This is a genomic window from Ralstonia pickettii, assembly GCF_030582395.1.
In the GTDB taxonomy this organism is placed as follows: domain Bacteria; phylum Pseudomonadota; class Gammaproteobacteria; order Burkholderiales; family Burkholderiaceae; genus Ralstonia; species Ralstonia pickettii_D.
In genome coordinates this window covers 17,556-33,973 of record NZ_CP104382.1, presented here as the reverse complement: position 1 = coordinate 33,973, position 16,418 = coordinate 17,556, and the positions used below count along the sequence as shown (strand labels likewise).

Below are 16,418 nucleotides of genomic sequence, written 5' to 3'. Positions count from 1 at the left end.
CTTTCTTTTTGCCTGACGCTCTGTTCAGCTTCAGGCCAATTTGCGCACGCTGGTTCGCGAGGGCTGCAGAATCAGCGCCTTCGAAGAGTCGGCATCCACCTTGGCGTCAGGATAGACAACGAGCACGTCCTTCAGCGCCTTGCGGAACAGCGCACGGAATTTCCGCTCGCTTTCGGTCTCGGTACCGAATTGCATCTGCAGTGCCTCCCAAGGAATCTCCGTACGCTTCTGGATCGTAAAGAAGCGGTATGTGAGCCACGAATACACGTCCAGCGCAAATGGCGATTGCTTGAGCGCCTTCAATGCACGCATATCGACTGGCACAGGCCGATTCACGAGCTCATTGAAGAACGGTTCGGACAGCACAACGAAGCTCTCGAACATCGAGCCCTGCCCTGGCTGCATGGGATCCCACCAGGTCGACAATTGGTCGGCCAGCAGGTAGCCGATGCGATCGATCGATAGCGGCTCCTGGTTCTGGTTTTGGCTGCTGGGTGCCGACTTGTTCTGCACGATGGCAATCGTCGCCGAGAACAGGCGAATCATCTGCTGGCGCACCAACGTCATCGTGCCCCGCTTGCCGCCGGTCGCCATCGGAATGCCCAAGTTGTACATGAACTCGGACAGCGAGTTGCCCAGCGAGATACGCCGGTCTTCCACCGTACCCTGGAACTCGCCCCGTTTCTTCTTGGCCATGATCTCCTTGCCGATCCAGGCGAGCATCAGACGCGGATACGAGCCATAGGGATAGCCGAAGGAGACCGTCTCGGAGACGATGCGCTGCCGCCCATTGCTTGCCCGCTCGGAACGCTGCTGCGTGAAGTAGCCCGGCTGGATCATCAACGAGATATTGCCGCTGGAACGCGTCCAGACCGGCGGCGCACCTTTGGGCGCGCGATAGGGGAGGGTGACCTGCACGCTGGCGCGGCTGAGAAAGCCGACCTCGCCGCTTTGCCAGGCGTCTTCGCGTTCCATCGCCTGCGCTTCGTCGAACAGGCGCTGAAATTTCTCCGGCGCGGCAATGACTTGCCCTCCCGAAGGGACGATGATGCGGCCGGGCGAATCGTCGTCCGGTTTCCCATTGGGTGTGAGGCGTTTGGTGACCATGGTGGGCAAGAATTGTTCAGAGCCTTTGTACTAAAACGCCTTCGCCTTGTCACGCAGATTTGGGTACGTTTTCTGAATTTTGCTCGTTGTCGCGGGAAGGGCATCGGTGGGCAACCGTTAAGGTTGTCCACGGAAGACCTTTCCTTACTACCAGTCATATATACCTTCTACGTTTACTACAGGTAAACCGTATACGCGTCCCGCAAAGCCTTGCCAGCACTAGGTTTAGTGGCGTAAACCGAACCAGATTCTGCGTACCTGCGAACCAGATTCTGCGCGATGGCGTACCCGCTTCTGCGCGAAACCGTACCCGCTTCTGCGCATCGGGCGTACCGGAATCTGCGGGGACAACATCATGTTGTCCACAGTGTTATCCACAGAAAACGGAGGGAGGGCGGGGTGATTCAGTGTGTTTCTGCAGGCGCGTACCCGTTTCTGCGGCGGATTTGGCGATTTCTGGGGTGGGCGCAGCCTGACTACCTCCAAAGCGTACCTGTTTCTGCGTGAGTAAGGTCGATTTCGGCGCGTCGTAGCGTACCCAAATCTGCGGGGTGAGCCCATCTCCGTGATTTCTGCGTCAGCGCAATTACGAGGTTGCTGAAAAAGCGAGTGCACGCTTACGGACTGTCAGCCACGAGGCCGGGCGTACCTGTTTCTGCGTGGCGATTCGCAAGCCGCGCGCTGCTGCACAGCGACAGGCCTTCCGCCTCGACGGCGGAATTCTGAACTTTCATCGCTGAAAGCTGCACCGGCGGATGCGGCTTGCCAATGTTTTGGTGCCCCTCGGTCGGATCACCGTACCTGTTTCTGCGGGTAAAAAGCCTTATTAGCCAAAGGCTTGGCGGCGAGGCTTGCAGATTAGCCGTACCCGTTTCTGCGTGGCCTTTCGCAGAAACAGGTACGGCAGATCCTGGCTTGCTTTCGCAGAAATGGGTTCGCCTGGATTCCGGCCCCGTGGCGTGAGCACCCGCAGAAACGGGTACGGCAGACCATTCAGCGGCTCGCAGAAACAGGTACGTCTTTGCTTGTTATGACGCGCTCTTATTCCTGCAGGGGGCCGTACCTGTTTCTGCGGAAACAAGCGCAGAAACAGGTACGGTGATCGCCCTAAATGCCCCGTGGCGTTTGGATTTCGCAGAAACGGGTACGGCTTTACGATGAAGTCCGCCCTCGCGCTGCCAATGCGACGGATCTCGCCGGCCGGATGCACGGGCACGGCGTTTCGGGCATCATGCGCATCCCGCGCGGGGCCTGGCACATGGCCGTCGCGTCTTTCATCATTCCATACGCATGAACAGTATTTCGACCGCGCCGCCTTGGGGTGCCGGAATCTTGCTAAGAGTAGTGTCGCCCCATGGTGGGCGTGCATCGGGGGAGTCAGACGCAGGACAGCGTCGGCCGGCGATGACACTTCACAACAAGAGGAGACAACCTGAATGACCTGGCTTGCGCGCACTTTCAAGCTCGAGGAACACCAGACCAACGTCCGCACGGAAGTGCTTGCGGGGCTGACCACGTTCCTCACCATGGCGTACATCATCTTCGTCAACCCGAACATCCTGGCCGACGCGGGCATGCCGCACGACGCGGTGTTTGTCGCCACCTGCATTGCCGCGGCGATCGGCACGATCATCATGGGGATGTACGCCAACTACCCGATTGCGATGGCGCCGGGCATGGGCCTGAACGCCTACTTTGCGTACGCCGTGGTCAAGGGCATGGGCTTTACGTGGCAGGCGGCGCTCGGCGCGGTGTTCATCTCTGGCTGCCTGTTCCTGCTGGTGAGCGTGTTCCGCATTCGCGAGATGATCGTCAACGGCATTCCGCATTCGATTCGTGTGGCGATCACTGCGGGTATCGGATTGTTCCTGGGCATCGTGTCGCTGCGAGGAGCCGGGCTGATCGTCGGGAATCCGGCGACGCTCGTGACGCTGGGCGATGTGCACCAGCCTTCGGTCATCCTGGCGGTGGTCGGCTTCTTCTTGATAGTGGCCCTGGACCACCTGCGCGTGAAGGGCGCCATCCTGATTGGCATTCTGGCCGTGACGGCAGCGAGCTTCTTCTTTGCGGGCAACACCTTCCACGGCGTGGTGTCGATGCCGCCGTCGCTGGCGCCCACGCTGCTGCAGCTCGACATCATGGGTGCCCTGTCGGTGGGCATCCTGAACGTGGTGCTGGTGTTCTTCCTGGTCGAACTGTTTGACGCGACCGGCACGCTGATGGGCGTGGCGAACCGTGCGGGCCTGCTCAAGCAAGGCAAGATGGACCGCTTGAACAAGGCGCTGCTGGCGGACAGCACGGCCATCATGGCAGGCTCGCTGCTGGGCACCTCCTCGACCACCGCCTATATCGAAAGCGCTTCAGGCGTGCAGGCCGGCGGCCGGACCGGGCTGACTGCGCTGACGGTGGCCGCGCTGTTCCTGCTGTGCCTGTTCTTTTCGCCGCTGGCCGGTGTAGTGCCGGCGTACGCGACGGCGCCCGCCCTGCTGTATTTGTCATGCCTGATGTTGCGCGAACTGGTCGACCTGAACTGGGAAGACACCACCGAGGCCGTGCCGGCCGTGCTGACGGCACTGATGATGCCGTTCACCTACTCGATCGCCAACGGAGTCGCGTTCGGCTTCATCACGTACTCCGGCCTGAAGCTGTTCACGGGCCGCATGCGAGAGGTACCGGTCATCGTGTGGATCATCTCTGCGGTGTTTCTGTTCCGCTTCTTCTATCTCTCCGGCGGGCACTGAGCACCGGGTATTCAAGCGATCCAAAACAAACGCGGACTTTCACGTCCGCGTTTTTCTTTCGGGATTTGAACCAGAGCGTACCCGTTTCTGCGTGCGATGTTGCAGGCTCGCGTACCCGTTTCTGCGTGCCGCCGTCGACGATTGAACGACAATGCGTACCCGATTCTGCGGACGAGGTAAGCGACAACTGTCGCGCAGATCGCGCCGACAATGGATTTCGACAATGCACGAATACCGCATCCCCGCAGGCGGGGCGTACCCGTTTCTGCGCGATGTGTGGAGCAAGGTCAGGCGGACGGTAGGGCGAGCTTGCGGGCTGCGTCAACGATGCTGGCGGCGAGGTCGGCGTCGCGTGCGCGCACGGACGCGCTCGGCAGGGCCGCAAGCCCAAGCGCATGGGCAACGTCGGCAGCGGCTTCGCCGGTGGCAAGCCGCTCGCGCAAATGCACACCGCGTACGCTGCGTAGCGAGGCATTCGCAAGGCGCACGGCTGCGTCGGCGTGGCCGATGGCGCGGGCATATTCAGCGGCTTCGCCCAGCATGGCCTTGACGATGAGGAGCAGCTGCGAACGCGAGGCGATGCCCTTGCGCTCGCCGAAGTCGCGGCGCAGGGCAGGTGAGTCGATGATGGTGCCGTCCGCGCGTCGCGGCGAGCGCTTGCGCACCGACAGCAGCAACGGTGTGGCTTCGTTCGGCAGCGGCAGTGGCGACAGGCCGAAGGCCGAGCGGTACTCACGCAGGGCAGACATCAACGCATCGCATGGCAACCAGCGCTGCGCGCGGCCCGTGCCGACCGCCAGCAGCCAGACCGATGACGGGAGCTGTGCGCCGCTTGTTGCGTGCGCGGCCGGTACCGCATGCAGCGCGACATCGCCCATGCGGGCAAACATCAACTCAGAAACGCGCATGCCCGCCTGCGCAAGAAGCACGGCGAGGAAGTGGTCGCGCGCTTGGCGCAAGCGCGCTTCACGGCCCAACGCGACACGCGCACGTACCGCATCGATCATCAATGCCATGTCGGATGCGCACAGTGCGGTGTCTGGTTCCGATGCTGTGACGGGCTTGCCCGCGGGCGCGCTGGGCGCCGGCACGGTAAGGACGAGCGCGTCGTCATCGAGAAACGGGTTCGCGCGCAGATAGCCCGTGCGCTGCAACCAACCGCAGAGGTTGGCGGTGATGATGCTGCTTTGCCGCGCGGAACGTGCAGAGAGCGGACCGCGCAGCGGCGTCCAGTTGGCATCGTCACGTTCGGTGCCGCGCGCGCTGACCGCCCATGCAGGCGGTTCTTGCAAAAAGCGCAGGTAGGCCGATGCGTCGTCACGCTGCCAGCTTGCGATCGGCTTACCGAATGTACGCGCATACCAGCACACGCGCTCGGCTTCCACACGGTACTGCGACAGCGTGGAGGCACCCACCGCGCGTGCGCCCGAAGCCCGCGCCGCAAGCCACGCCTGCACGCGTTCGCGCTCTTGCGCGAATGCCTGCAGAGCGGCCTGGGAGGCGGCGTTGTCGGGACGAGGCGCGGCGTCGGCGGGGCGCGGTTCGGGCATGCGAAGCGGGTGTGGCGCACACAGAAAACACAGATCGCGCAAGTATAGCGATCCGTACTCGCGGACGGCCCCACGGGCCGATTGGAGGAACACTTCAAGCCCAACGGGCACGCGCCATGCTCAATGCGGGAACGTCGCTTCGTATGTCGGACGCATCCGACAGAACGATCGGAACCGGTTCGATAGGCGCGCCGAATGTGCGCGCTTATCTTCGGCTTCACGTCGACAACAACGACCATGGGCGCGCGATGCATGCGGGCCGATTCATGAAAAGACTCTCCTTCCGAGGTGCAAGATGAAGATACAGATCAGAAAGATCGTCGCCGTGTTGGCGCTGGGTTCGTTAGGTGTATTGGCGGGATGCGGTGGCGGTGACAATGACATCGGGCAGATCATCGGCACCAGCGCGCCGCAGTACCGCACGGTGCACGCCAACCCGTTCATCGGCAATGTCGATTTCGGGGTGAACGGAACCACGAAAACCTCCAATGTCGCGTTCAAGAACGTCAGCAACTACTTCGGCATCGACGCGACGGCCAGCACCGCCACGGTGTCGAACACGGGCAGCAGTACCCCGCTGGCCTCAACCGGATTCACACCGGCCAACGGCCACCGCTATACGGCGCTGGCCATCGTAGGCGCCAACGGTTCGGCAACGAGCCTGGCCCTCATCGACGACCCGTACAACAAGTCGATCCTGTCGGACAAGGCGCGCGTGCGTGCCTTCAATGCTTCGTACAACGCCCCGAACGTCGACGTCTACGTGACCGCGCCGAATGTGGATCTTGCTGCCATTGCCCCGACCATGAGCGGTGCTTCCTATGGAGGCGCATCGCCGGCCAGCACGCAGGATTCGATCTACGTCGATGGCGGCACGTACCAGGTGCGGGTGGCGACGGCGGGTACGAAAAACATCATCTTTACCTCGCAGCCGTTCAGCCTGGGTAACAACGCCGACTGGCTGATCACCACACTGCCGGCGGGGGGCGTCGGCGCCGTGACACCGAACGCGATTCGCGTGCTGGTGGCCCAGGCCAATGGCGCCTCGCAGACGGCGTCCGAATTGCCTGCACAGTAAAGTCGCTCAACGCCCTATGATGCGGTGCTACGGCACCGCATTTTTTTTGACGGAGCGGTCAGGAATGAAAACTGCTAACGAAGGGCGCAATGAGTGATTCCGTAACGGGCTGGTCGGCACCCGTGCGCGCAGCGCGCGAGATGCGTACTGCACTGGCCGCCACGAAGCAGGTTGATGTGTTCTGGGTAGACGATCCGCTGACGGGAACACGTATGCACGTGAGCGCCGGGGCGCAGACGTGGGGCGTGCAGGCCGACGCCTTGTGCGGTGTCCGTGACCGCTGGCTTGCCCACGTGCATCCGGATGACCATGTCGCACTGCGTGCCGCCTGGGAGGGCTTGGCGCGAGGGCAGGACTTCGCCATCGAATACCGGTGGCTCGGTACCGACCGCGGCCAAGCGCGCGAATATCGGGTCCGCGAACGCGGCTATCTCATGCCCCGCCTGGACGGTGCCTCAGCCCATGCCGTGGGTGTGGTCGAAGACGTAACGCAGGGCCAGCAGACTCTGGCCGCGCTCGCCGAGTCGGAATTCCAGTTGCAATGGCTGACCGAAAGCGTGCCGTTTGCGCTTGTGCAGATCGACCCCGAGCACCGCGTGCGGTTTGCCAATCATGCTTACGCGCAGCGTTTTGGCTTCCGGTCCGAAGACGTGGTCGGACGCCATCTGCGCGAGCTGATGGGCGAGGCTGCGTATGCGCGCGTGCTGTCTCATCTGAACGACGCCTTCGCGGGTCAGCGCGTTGAATTTGAAATGGAGTTGCCGTACCCCGCCGGCGTCGGCCGCCGTTTCGTGCATGCAGCCTATTCGCCGCAGCGCGGTCCGGACGGCCGCGTGCAAGCGCTCGTTTGCGTGGTGGAAGACATTACCGAGCGCAAGGACGCCGAGCACGAGCGCTTTCGCCATCAGCGCGAATTCGTGACGCTGGTGGAAAACGCTCCGGACGTGATCGCGCGGCTCGATCGCGAATTGCGCTGCGTGTATGTCAACCGTGCGGTCACCGAATCCTTTGGCGTGACGCCTGCCGTGATCATCGGCAAGACGTTGGCCGCCTCGCCGCTCTCCGCTGACGTCACGCGGCCACTGGAGGACGCCGCGCGGCGGGCCTTCGCAGCGGGTGCGGAACAGACGCTCGCGCTGCATCTGGAGGTGCAGGACGGACGCCCGCGCATTGCGCACTACAACGCGCGCGTCATACCGGAAGCGGATCGCAGCGGTGCGATGGAATCGGCCCTGCTGATCGTCTACGACGTCACCGAGCGGACCGAGGCCGAGCGCGAGCGCGATGCACTGCTGCTGCGCGAACAAGCCGCCCGCGCACAGGCTGAGGCCGCAGCGCTGGCCCGCGACCAGTTCCTGGCGGTGGTGTCGCATGAACTGCGCTCGCCGCTCAACGGCATCCAGAATTGGGCGTACGTATTGGAGAGCCAGGTTGCCGGCGGCGCGCCGCTCATGCAGCGCGCGCTGGCAGGCATCAAGACCGGCGTCGAGCAGCAGGTGCGCTTGATCGAAGATCTGCTGGACGCCACGCGTGTGATGAGCGGCAAGCTGCGCCTGACACGCGAACCGTTCGTGCTGCGCACCGCCCTGGAGAGCGCGGTCAACAGCGTCCACGCACTGGCCGCCGAACGCCGCATCGCGCTGCACACCACGATTGACGTGAACGAACACGAGATCGACGGCGATGCCGACCGGGTTGAACAGATCGTCTGGAACCTCCTCACCAACGCCATCAAGTTCACACAGGAAGGTGGGGAAGTCTGGCTTTCAGCCGATCTACTGGGCGAGGTGGCACGCATTGTCGTGCGCGATAACGGGCGCGGAATTGCTCCGGCATTCCTGCCGTATCTGTTTGATCCGTTCCGGCAGGCTGACGGTGCGCACACGCGCCGGACAGGCGGACTCGGGTTGGGGCTGGCGTTGGTGAAGCGCCTGACCGAGTTGCATGGCGGGCGGGTGTATGCGCGCAGCGAGGGTGACCAGCAGGGCTCTGCGTTTACCGTGTATCTGCCGTTGCATGCCGGTGCGGATCTGATTACGCCGCTGGCCGAAGACACCGAGCGCACCGGGCCGTTGCCTTCATTGGCGGGCTTGCGCGTGCTGCTGGTCGACGATCAGCAGGACGCGCGCGACGCGCTGGCCACGCTGCTCACGCAAGTCGGCGCGGAAGTCGGCAGCGTGGGTTCCGGTCACGAGACGATGGCGTTGCTCAACGTCTGGGCTGCGCGCGGTGAAGCAGGACGCCCGCAGGCGGTGGTGTGCGACATCGCACTGCCCGATGAAGACGGCTACGCGATCCTGCAGAGAATTCGTGCATGGGAACACGAACATCTTCCCCCCGGCGCTGCGCCGATGGCCGCCATCGCGTTGACCGCATTTGCGCAGCCGCACGACCGTGCGCAGGCGCTCGCCACCGGATTCCAGGAACATTTGGTCAAGCCTGTGTCGCCGTACGACCTCGTGCGTACGCTGCGCACGCTCGCCATGTCTGTTTCGACGCCGTCGTAGTTCGCCCGGGGGCACGACTTTTGCGCAGGGAACGCTCAACCACATTCTCTGCCATGCCAGCCGAACCAACTTCTTCTTCCGCTGCGCAGGAAGCCCTGCACGGCACCTTGCTTGACGGGCTACGGCAGCCTGCCTGGCGCGTCGCAATGGTGCTCGTCGCCATCGGCGGCACGTTGGTGTTTCTGCAATGGGCGCGTGCATTCCTGGTGCCGTTCACCCTGGGCGTGGTGCTCGCCTTTGCCCTGAATCCGCTGGTGGTGTGGTTGCGGCGCTGCCATGTGCCGCGCCCGGTTGCGGCAGGCGTGGTGGTGCTCGGCCTGTGGATCGGCGGAGCGGTGCTGGTGTTCGGGATGCAAGACGGGGTGTCTGCCATGGCCGACCGTCTGCCCGTGGCGGTCGAACGCATGGCGCAGGCAGTCGACGGCATGCGTGGGCACATGGGCGGCGCGTTCGACAAGGTGCGCGAGGTGACGGTTGCGCTCGAACATGCCGCCGAGGGCGTGCAAGGCAAGCCGGCACCCGTTCCTGCCAGGCGCTCGCCCGCAACGGTGCCTACCGAGCCGCCCTCGGCGCAGCCGGTGCTGCCGCTGCGCGAGTTTCTCTGGACCGGCTCTGCCAATCTGTTCGCGCTGGCGGGCCAGCTGGTCGTTGTCTCGTTTCTTGTCTATTTCCTGCTCGCTTCCGGCCAGGCCCTCAAGCGCAAGTGGGTGCGCGCGGTGGGGCACACATTGAGCGAGAAGAAGCGGGCGGTGCGCATGATGGCGGTGATCGGCACGCAGATCCAGTATTCGCTGCTGGTGCTGTTTGCCACCAACATCGTGCTGGGCGTTTTGACAACGGTGGCCTTTGTGCTGCTGGGCATGGAGGACGCAGCGGTCTGGGGGCTGGCGACTGCAGTGCTCCACTTCGTGCCGTATCTCGGTTCGGTGGTGATTGCCGTGGCCAGCGGCATCGGCGCATACCTGCAGATGGGTGCATGGTCGGATGCGCTTGTGGTGGCCGGAGTCACGCTGCTGCTCGCCACGCTGGTCGGCACGCTGCTCGTGACGTGGCTGCAAAGCCGCGCGTCCAAGCTCGATCCATGCGTGGTCTACATCGGCCTGCTGCTGTGGGGCTGGCTTTGGGGCTTGTGGGGCTTGCTGCTCGGAACGTCCATCACGGCGATGATCAAGGTCGTATGCGATCACGTCGACCGGCTACGGCCGTTGGGGACGTTGCTGGGGACGACCGACGCGCCGGCCGGCATGTCGCAGCGGTTGCTGGATCGACTGCGCGGTGGCCGTACGGAGCACTCGCAGCACCCGCAGCGCTCGCACCGCCTGCGCTGATACGTTCGGAGTCACCTTGCGCAGCAAGCGTTACAAGCGCGCATGTAACCCTTACGCAACCATCACGTCACGCCGCGCTCCGGCATGTTGGTAGGCCGCGGAGCCCCCGTCACGCTGTCGTGCAGCGGTCGAGCCGGTCTTCACGCGTGCGGTCTGTCCGGGTGCGTCGCGGGCACGTCGGTTGCGGTGCGCAAGGCATTCAGATCACGTCCGCAGGAGGGCGCCATGAAACGACTCCGCCCCGCCTTATGCGGCCCCCATCAGCGTGGCGAACGTCCGGCGGGAACGACCCCGCCCGTCGCGCCCGGCGCGGGCCACAACATCGAAAGCATCGACAAAATGCATGGCAATGCCGAGCAAGTCCAGCCGCTGTCCGGCGCCGCCGAGCGGCTGCCGCACGAGCGTGACGAGGACCATGAAGCGCAACGCTCCGAGCCGCGCAGCAGTGCCAAACAGGCCGCGCGCGATATCGAAAGCGGGCAACTCGATACCGATCTGCACGATACCCCGGGCGTCGAGCGCGTCGTGCGCGACCGCCATGCAGCCAACCGTGATGACGGCGATCGTCAGGTCGCCAACCGCAGCGCGGACGATCTCGCGCACAAGCGAGGCCAGTCAGGCCGCCCTTCGCACGGCCGCGACGAAGACAAAGGTTGATCGATCCATGCGCATTGCTTATGTGACCGAAACCTGGCCGCCGGAACTGAACGGCGTGTCGCTCACAGCCGCACGCACCGTGGCGTTTCTGCAGACGCGCGGGCACGACGTGATGCTGGTGCGTCCGCGGCAACGGGCCATCGACGCCGGCAAGCCCGCACTTGCGGAAGATACGTTGCGTGTGCCGGGCGTGCCCATTCCGCTGTATCCCGATTTGCGCATGGGCCTGCCTGCACGCCGGCGCCTGCTTCGCGCCTGGGGCACCTCCCGGCCAGAGCTTGTGCATGTGGCCACGGAAGGGCCGCTCGGCTGGTCGGCCATTCGAGTTGCGCGGCAGCTCGGCGTGCCCGTGACCTCGGATTTCAGAACGCGCTTTGACGAGTATGGCCGCCACTACGCGTGGGAGGGGGCCGTGACGTTGGTGCGCGCCTATCTGCGCGCCTTTCACAATCGCACCGACCGCACCTTCGTTCCGACGCGCGAATTGCAGCGGCAGTTGAGCGAACTCGACTTCGAACGCCTGACCGTCAGTACGCGTGGCGTCGATGGACAACGATTCACCCCGCTGGCCCGCAGCGACGCACTGCGCGCGCAGTGGGGCGTCGCGGCCGATACGCCGGTCGTGCTGACGGTGGGGCGCCTGGCGTTGGAAAAGAACCTGAGTGTCGCCCTCGATGCGTTTGATGCGGTGCGCGAACGCGTGCCGCATGCGCGCCTCGTCATGGTGGGCGACGGCCCGCAGCGTCATGCACTGCGCCGCCGTTGTCCGGATGCCATCTTTGCGGGGACGCAACATGGCGAAGCCTTGGCCGCGCACTTTGCCTCTGCGGACGTGTTTCTCTTTCCGAGCGTGACGGAGACCTTCGGCAATGTGGTCGTCGAAGCCATGGCCAGCGGTTTGCCTGTGGTGGCATTCGACATCGCCGCGGCCGGCATGCATATCCGCGGCCACGAGAACGGTTTGCTCGCGCGCGTCGGTGATGCTGCATCCTTTGCGCAGCATGCAGTCACGCTCGCCACGGACGCCGGCCTGCGGCAACGGCTGGGCCAGGCGGCGCGTGTGACGGCGCAGACGCTGGATTGGCCCCGCGTGCTCGAACGCTTTGAAGCCGCATTGATCGCCGTACTCGATGCAGCCGCCAACGGGGAGGCCTACCATGGCGACCCACGCCTGGCCTGACTGGAAGCGCTGGCGCGAACGCGATCGGCAGCTTGCCGTGGCGCTCAACCATGTAGCGGGCAACGCGTCTGCCATGCGCTTCTATCGCGGTGTCAGCCGCCTGGGCGACGGCATGCTGTGGTATGCGTTGATGGCGGCGCTGCCGGTGGTCGGCGGCGAGGCGGGCTGGGAATGCGCCAAGCAGATGGGGCTCACGGGCCTGCTCTCGCTCATCATCTACATCCTGCTCAAGCGCGGCGTATGCCGCCCGCGGCCCTATCTTTCCTGCGACGAAATCCACCTGTGCGGGCGCGTGCTGGATCAGTTCAGTTTTCCGTCGGGCCACACGCTGCATGCGGTGTCGTTCAGCATCGTGATGGCGGCGTACTACCCGCGCATGGCGCTCGCACTCGTGCCCTTTACGCTGGTGGTCGCTGTCTCTCGCGTCGTACTGGGGCTGCACTATCCGAGCGACGTGCTCGCGGGCGCGGGGCTTGGGATGCTGATCGGCGGGATGTCGGTGTGGCTGTTTTAGCGCGCGCGATCAGTACGACGTTTGCGCTTGCCCGGTGACGGTCGTCTCCGGGCCGCCCATCCAGGCCTGTGCGAGGACCTGTGCAAAGCCATTCTTGGTCACGGGCGTGCGCGTCTCAAGGCATGCAGCGAGCAGTTCCTGCCAATGGCGAATGACGTCGGGATATGCTGCGTCAGCCGGGTGCAGGCCCAGACGCAGCAGCGGTGCCTCGGCATGCCGCTGCGCGAGCCAGCGTAAGTAGTAGCGTGACACCAGCCGGCGTGCCGGCGAGCGAACGCTGTACGTCAGACACGGTGCCTTGAGCGGCCGGCGCGGGTGCAGCAGATAGAAGCGTTGCAGCGTGGTGGTGTAGCGCAGGGGCAGGCCGTCGAGCGCCTCCCAGGTGGCCGGGTTCATCAACCAGGCCGGTGCGACAAAGCCATGCAGCGGCCAGCCATTGGCGGCGAACCACGCCGCACCCGCTTGGATGCGCGCACGCGCTGCGGCCAGCGGAATCGCAGAGAACTCCCCTTCGCCAGCGGTATAGCGTGTGCGGATCAGTTGATCGATCAGGCCGCCCGGAGGCTGGTCGTCCAGGTGGGCATAGCCGTGCAGCACAAGTTCATCGCCTTCGGCCAGGCATTCGCTCATGACGCGGCAGAAGCGCTCGCTCTGGCGGGCTGTCGGGCCGCGATAGAAGTTCGGAATGACGAGGAGCGACTTGGGTACGCGCGCCACCTCATCCAACGCAGAGAGCAAGACCTTGCACGCAGGCCAGTTGGCGGGCGTGACATCGTGCATGGCGAGAATGAGATAGCGCGACATGATGGTCAACCGGGCAAGTGGGGTCTGGGCTAACGGCTACGCAATGCGCGCACAGGCTCGCGCGCCGGTTCGAATGTTTCTGCGGTGGCGCTGGCTTGCCGGCCGAGCAGCGCCAGATAGCGGCGCAACAGTTGCGGCAGCACGGCCCGCCAGTCGTACTGCATTGCATGGCGGCGGGCGGCATGCGCGAGCGCCACCGGATCCCGTTGGCGCAGCGCGTCGAGCGCTTGCGCAAAATCATCCGCGACGCAACGTGGCACGGCGTAGCCCACGTGCTCGTCCACCAGCTCGCTCAGCCCTCCGGCCGCGCACGTCACGACCGGCACCCCACTGGCCATCGCTTCCAACGCGACCAGGCCGAAGGTTTCCTGATCGCCCGCATGCACAAAGACATCGGCGCTGGCCATGGCGGCGGCCAGGTGTTGCGCATCGCCTTCATAAGCAAGCGCGCGAACATGTTTGCCGCGCGGAGGTGTCGGGCCCGACCCGATGGTGATGAGCACGCTCCCGTCGTCGAGCTTGTCGACCGCGTCGCAGAGGACGTGGAGGTTTTTCTCCGGCGCATAGCGGCCGACGTAGAGGAGCACACGGGCATCTCGCGGCAGGCCCAACTGTTCGCGCCAGCGCAGCGAGCGCCGTGCGGGGTGGAACAGGCGGGTATCCACACCCAGCGGTTGCAATTCGATGCGCTGCACGCCGAGGTCGGCCACCTTCTGCGCGATGTAGCGGCTGGGCACGAACACCGTGTCGAAGTGCGGATAGAGCTTGCGGGCGTATGCCGCTGCTGCCAATTCTGCCGGCGGGCCGCCCAGCCGGCGGAAGAACGCAGGCAGATCGGAGTGGTAGAACGCCGCAACCGGCACCTGCAGCCGGGCGCCGGCATGGACCGCCGCCCACGACAGCCGATAAGGGTCCCCGGCTTCGATCAGGTCCGGCGACAAAGCACACAGTGCGCGCACAGCCGGCCCGGTGCGCAGCGGAATGCGATAGCCGTGCGACAGCGGCAGCGGCACGCCTGGCACCACTGCGATCTCGTTGCTGGCGTCGTCCGCCGTGCCCGGCACAACCAATGTGTGCCGCCAGTGCGTGGAGCGCAGAAAGTCGTGCTTGGCACGCAGGTAGCGTTTGACGCCACCGCTTTCCGCTGCCCAGAACATTGTCACATCCGCCAGGTGTAGAGAGGCGGCCATGGCGTCACCGTCATCGCGGTGCGGGTAGTGGTCGGAGGGCAGCTTGCGCACGTTGGTCAGACCTGGCGTCGCATTTCTGCCGGCGCAATCCGCATGAGCCCGCGATATTTGGCGACGGTGCGTCGCGCAACGATCACGCCCTGCTCGGCCAGCATCTTAGCGAGCGACACATCGGAGAGCGGCGCGTCTGCGTCTTCGGCTTCGATCATCTCCTTGAGCAGCGCCCGCACCGAGGCGGCCGAGCATGCACCGCCAGTGTCCGTCGCCAGTTGGCGCGAGAAGAAGTACTTGAACTCGAAGATGCCGCGCGGCGTCGCCATGTACTTGTTGCCCGTCGCGCGAGAGATGGTCGATTCATGCAGCCCGAGTTCTTCGGCCACATCACGCAGCACCAGCGGCTTCATGGCCACCTCGCCGTATTCCAGAAAATGCTTCTGGTGCGCAACGATCGCTTCAGCCACGCGCTGGATGGTGGCAAAGCGCTGCTGCGCGTTGCGGATCAGCCAGCGCGCTTCCTGAAGCTGATGTGCCAGCGGAGTGCGATGGTGGCCGCGGGTCTGCGCAAACAGCTCTGCATAGACCTTGTTGATGCGCGCGCATGGCGCAACCGACGGGTTTGTCAGCGCAATCCACTTGCCTTTGATCTTCGTGACGATCACGTCCGGCACGATGTAGCCGGCATGCGCCTGGGAGAAGCGCAGCCCCGGGCGCGGGTCGAGCATGCGGATCAGCGCGCAGGCATCGCGCAACTCTTCTTCCGTACACCCCAGCGCACGACGCATTTGCGTGAATTCGCGCTTGGCCAGACGCGGGAGGTGGCTGCGCACGATGTCCTGTGCGATCTCCTGGATGCGCTCCTCGGCCTCGGTATCAGCAGGGCGCGCTTCGATCTGCAGGCGCAGGCATTCCGCGAGGTCGCGCGCTGCCACGCCGGGCGGATCGAGGCTCTGCACGAGCGCCAGCGCAATCTGCATCTCTTTCTCGGTGGGGGGCGGCTCCACCGGTGCCAGCGGAATCAGCTCGGAAAGCAGCTGGCGCAGGTAACCGTCCTCATCCAGCGCTTCGATCAGCGTCTGTGCAACAAGGCAGTCCCGGTCTGACAGGCGATAGCTGCGCAGTTCCTGATGCAAATGCTCGCGCAGGCTTGGCGTTGAATGCACCCATTCGCCGATGTCGCTGTCTTCACCGTCGCCATGGTGCGCGCCGCCGTGGCTGTAGTAGGTGCTGAAATCGGTAGGAAACTCTTCCGATGCGGCCAGCGTCGCGTCGGTTTCGATGGCGCTGGTGGTGGTTTCCAGCGGGGCATCGTCTACAGGCGCGTGGTCGGCCGCGACGCCGTCCAGATCGGTAGAAATGGCAATGTCGCTGGTGCGCGCGACATCGGGGTGCGCACCCGCTTCTTGCTCGACTTCTTCCAGGAACGGATTGCTTGCGAGCGCTGCTTGCATTTCCTGCGCAAATTCGGTTGCAGACAACTGCAGCAGTTTGACGGACTGCTGAAGTCGCGGCGTCAGCGCGAGATGCTGCTTCGCACGCATTTCCAGAGCGGCCTTAACCATTCGCCTTGCCTCCTTTGGTGAGTGGACGTCGACATTTCCGCCGACACTTCACCGCTTCGATGCAAAGGGTATGCCATGTCAACAAACCCAGTCGCCACAAGGCTTTGTGGGTGGCTGGCACGCCGTTTCTACATGGTCATGTCGTTTTTATATGCACAGTGTTGCCGGCACATGACAGCGTCGGCGTGGGTCACGCGCTGCGC

12 protein-coding genes are annotated in these 16,418 nt (G+C 64.4%); 7 read left to right on the top strand and 5 right to left on the bottom strand.

What is annotated here, in order from left to right; translation table 11 throughout:
• Nucleotides 1–30: 30 nt before the first annotated feature.
• The gene (locus tag N5B55_RS16945; RefSeq protein WP_009240208.1) at nt 31–1,107 is read right to left on the bottom strand and encodes a replication protein RepA; all 1,077 of its coding nucleotides are present in this window, start codon (nt 1,105–1,107) and stop codon (nt 31–33) included.
• Nucleotides 1,108–2,543: 1,436 nt separating this feature from the next.
• Here N5B55_RS16945 and N5B55_RS16940 point away from each other — a divergent pair.
• Nucleotides 2,544–3,848, top strand: a complete 1,305-nt coding sequence (locus N5B55_RS16940; RefSeq protein WP_304540489.1) for an NCS2 family permease — start codon at nt 2,544–2,546, stop codon at nt 3,846–3,848.
• Nucleotides 3,849–4,135: 287 nt separating this feature from the next.
• Here the strand turns inward: N5B55_RS16940 and N5B55_RS16935 are convergent, their stop codons facing one another.
• Entirely contained in the window at nt 4,136–5,398 is a 1,263-nt protein-coding gene (locus tag N5B55_RS16935) for an integrase (protein ID WP_304540487.1), read from the bottom strand.
• A gap of 295 nt (nt 5,399–5,693) precedes the next feature.
• Between N5B55_RS16935 and N5B55_RS16930 the strand changes: the two genes are divergently transcribed.
• The 6 genes from N5B55_RS16930 to N5B55_RS16905 all read left to right on the top strand — a co-directional run bounded on the left by N5B55_RS16930 (nt 5,694) and on the right by N5B55_RS16905 (nt 12,662).
• Nucleotides 5,694–6,476: a DUF4397 domain-containing protein gene (locus tag N5B55_RS16930; protein WP_304540485.1), complete on the top strand. Its 783-nt coding sequence runs from the start codon at nt 5,694–5,696 to the stop codon at nt 6,474–6,476.
• A gap of 89 nt (nt 6,477–6,565) precedes the next feature.
• A complete protein-coding gene (locus N5B55_RS16925) occupies nt 6,566–8,983 on the top strand; it encodes a hybrid sensor histidine kinase/response regulator (RefSeq protein ID WP_304540484.1) in 2,418 nt (805 codons plus the stop codon).
• Between the two features lie 53 nt (nt 8,984–9,036).
• A complete protein-coding gene (locus tag N5B55_RS16920; protein WP_304540482.1) occupies nt 9,037–10,311 on the top strand; it encodes an AI-2E family transporter in 1,275 nt (424 codons plus the stop codon).
• Between the two features lie 225 nt (nt 10,312–10,536).
• The gene (locus N5B55_RS16915; protein WP_304540480.1) at nt 10,537–10,968 is read left to right on the top strand and encodes a hypothetical protein; all 432 of its coding nucleotides are present in this window, start codon (nt 10,537–10,539) and stop codon (nt 10,966–10,968) included.
• Nucleotides 10,969–10,975: 7 nt separating this feature from the next.
• Nucleotides 10,976–12,148 (top strand): glycosyltransferase family 4 protein, encoded by a 1,173-nt coding sequence (locus N5B55_RS16910; RefSeq protein WP_304540478.1) that lies wholly within the window; start codon nt 10,976–10,978, stop codon nt 12,146–12,148.
• Complete coding sequence (locus tag N5B55_RS16905; protein ID WP_065859365.1) at nt 12,126–12,662, top strand: phosphatase PAP2 family protein; 537 nt, start codon at nt 12,126–12,128, stop codon at nt 12,660–12,662. Before N5B55_RS16910 ends, N5B55_RS16905 begins: the two co-directional genes overlap by 23 nt.
• Before the next feature lie 9 nt (nt 12,663–12,671).
• Here the strand turns inward: N5B55_RS16905 and N5B55_RS16900 are convergent, their stop codons facing one another.
• Genes N5B55_RS16900 through N5B55_RS16890 form a run of 3 tightly spaced genes read right to left on the bottom strand, consistent with a single transcriptional unit; the run spans nt 12,672 to nt 16,215 of the window.
• The gene (locus N5B55_RS16900; protein ID WP_154205448.1) at nt 12,672–13,466 is read right to left on the bottom strand and encodes a DUF2334 domain-containing protein; all 795 of its coding nucleotides are present in this window, start codon (nt 13,464–13,466) and stop codon (nt 12,672–12,674) included.
• 29 nt (nt 13,467–13,495) lie between these two features.
• Nucleotides 13,496–14,707: a glycosyltransferase gene (locus N5B55_RS16895; RefSeq protein ID WP_304540476.1), complete on the bottom strand. Its 1,212-nt coding sequence runs from the start codon at nt 14,705–14,707 to the stop codon at nt 13,496–13,498.
• A gap of 5 nt (nt 14,708–14,712) precedes the next feature.
• Nucleotides 14,713–16,215: an RNA polymerase factor sigma-54 gene (locus N5B55_RS16890; RefSeq protein WP_304540475.1), complete on the bottom strand. Its 1,503-nt coding sequence runs from the start codon at nt 16,213–16,215 to the stop codon at nt 14,713–14,715.
• Between the last annotated feature and the right edge of the window lie 203 nt (nt 16,216–16,418).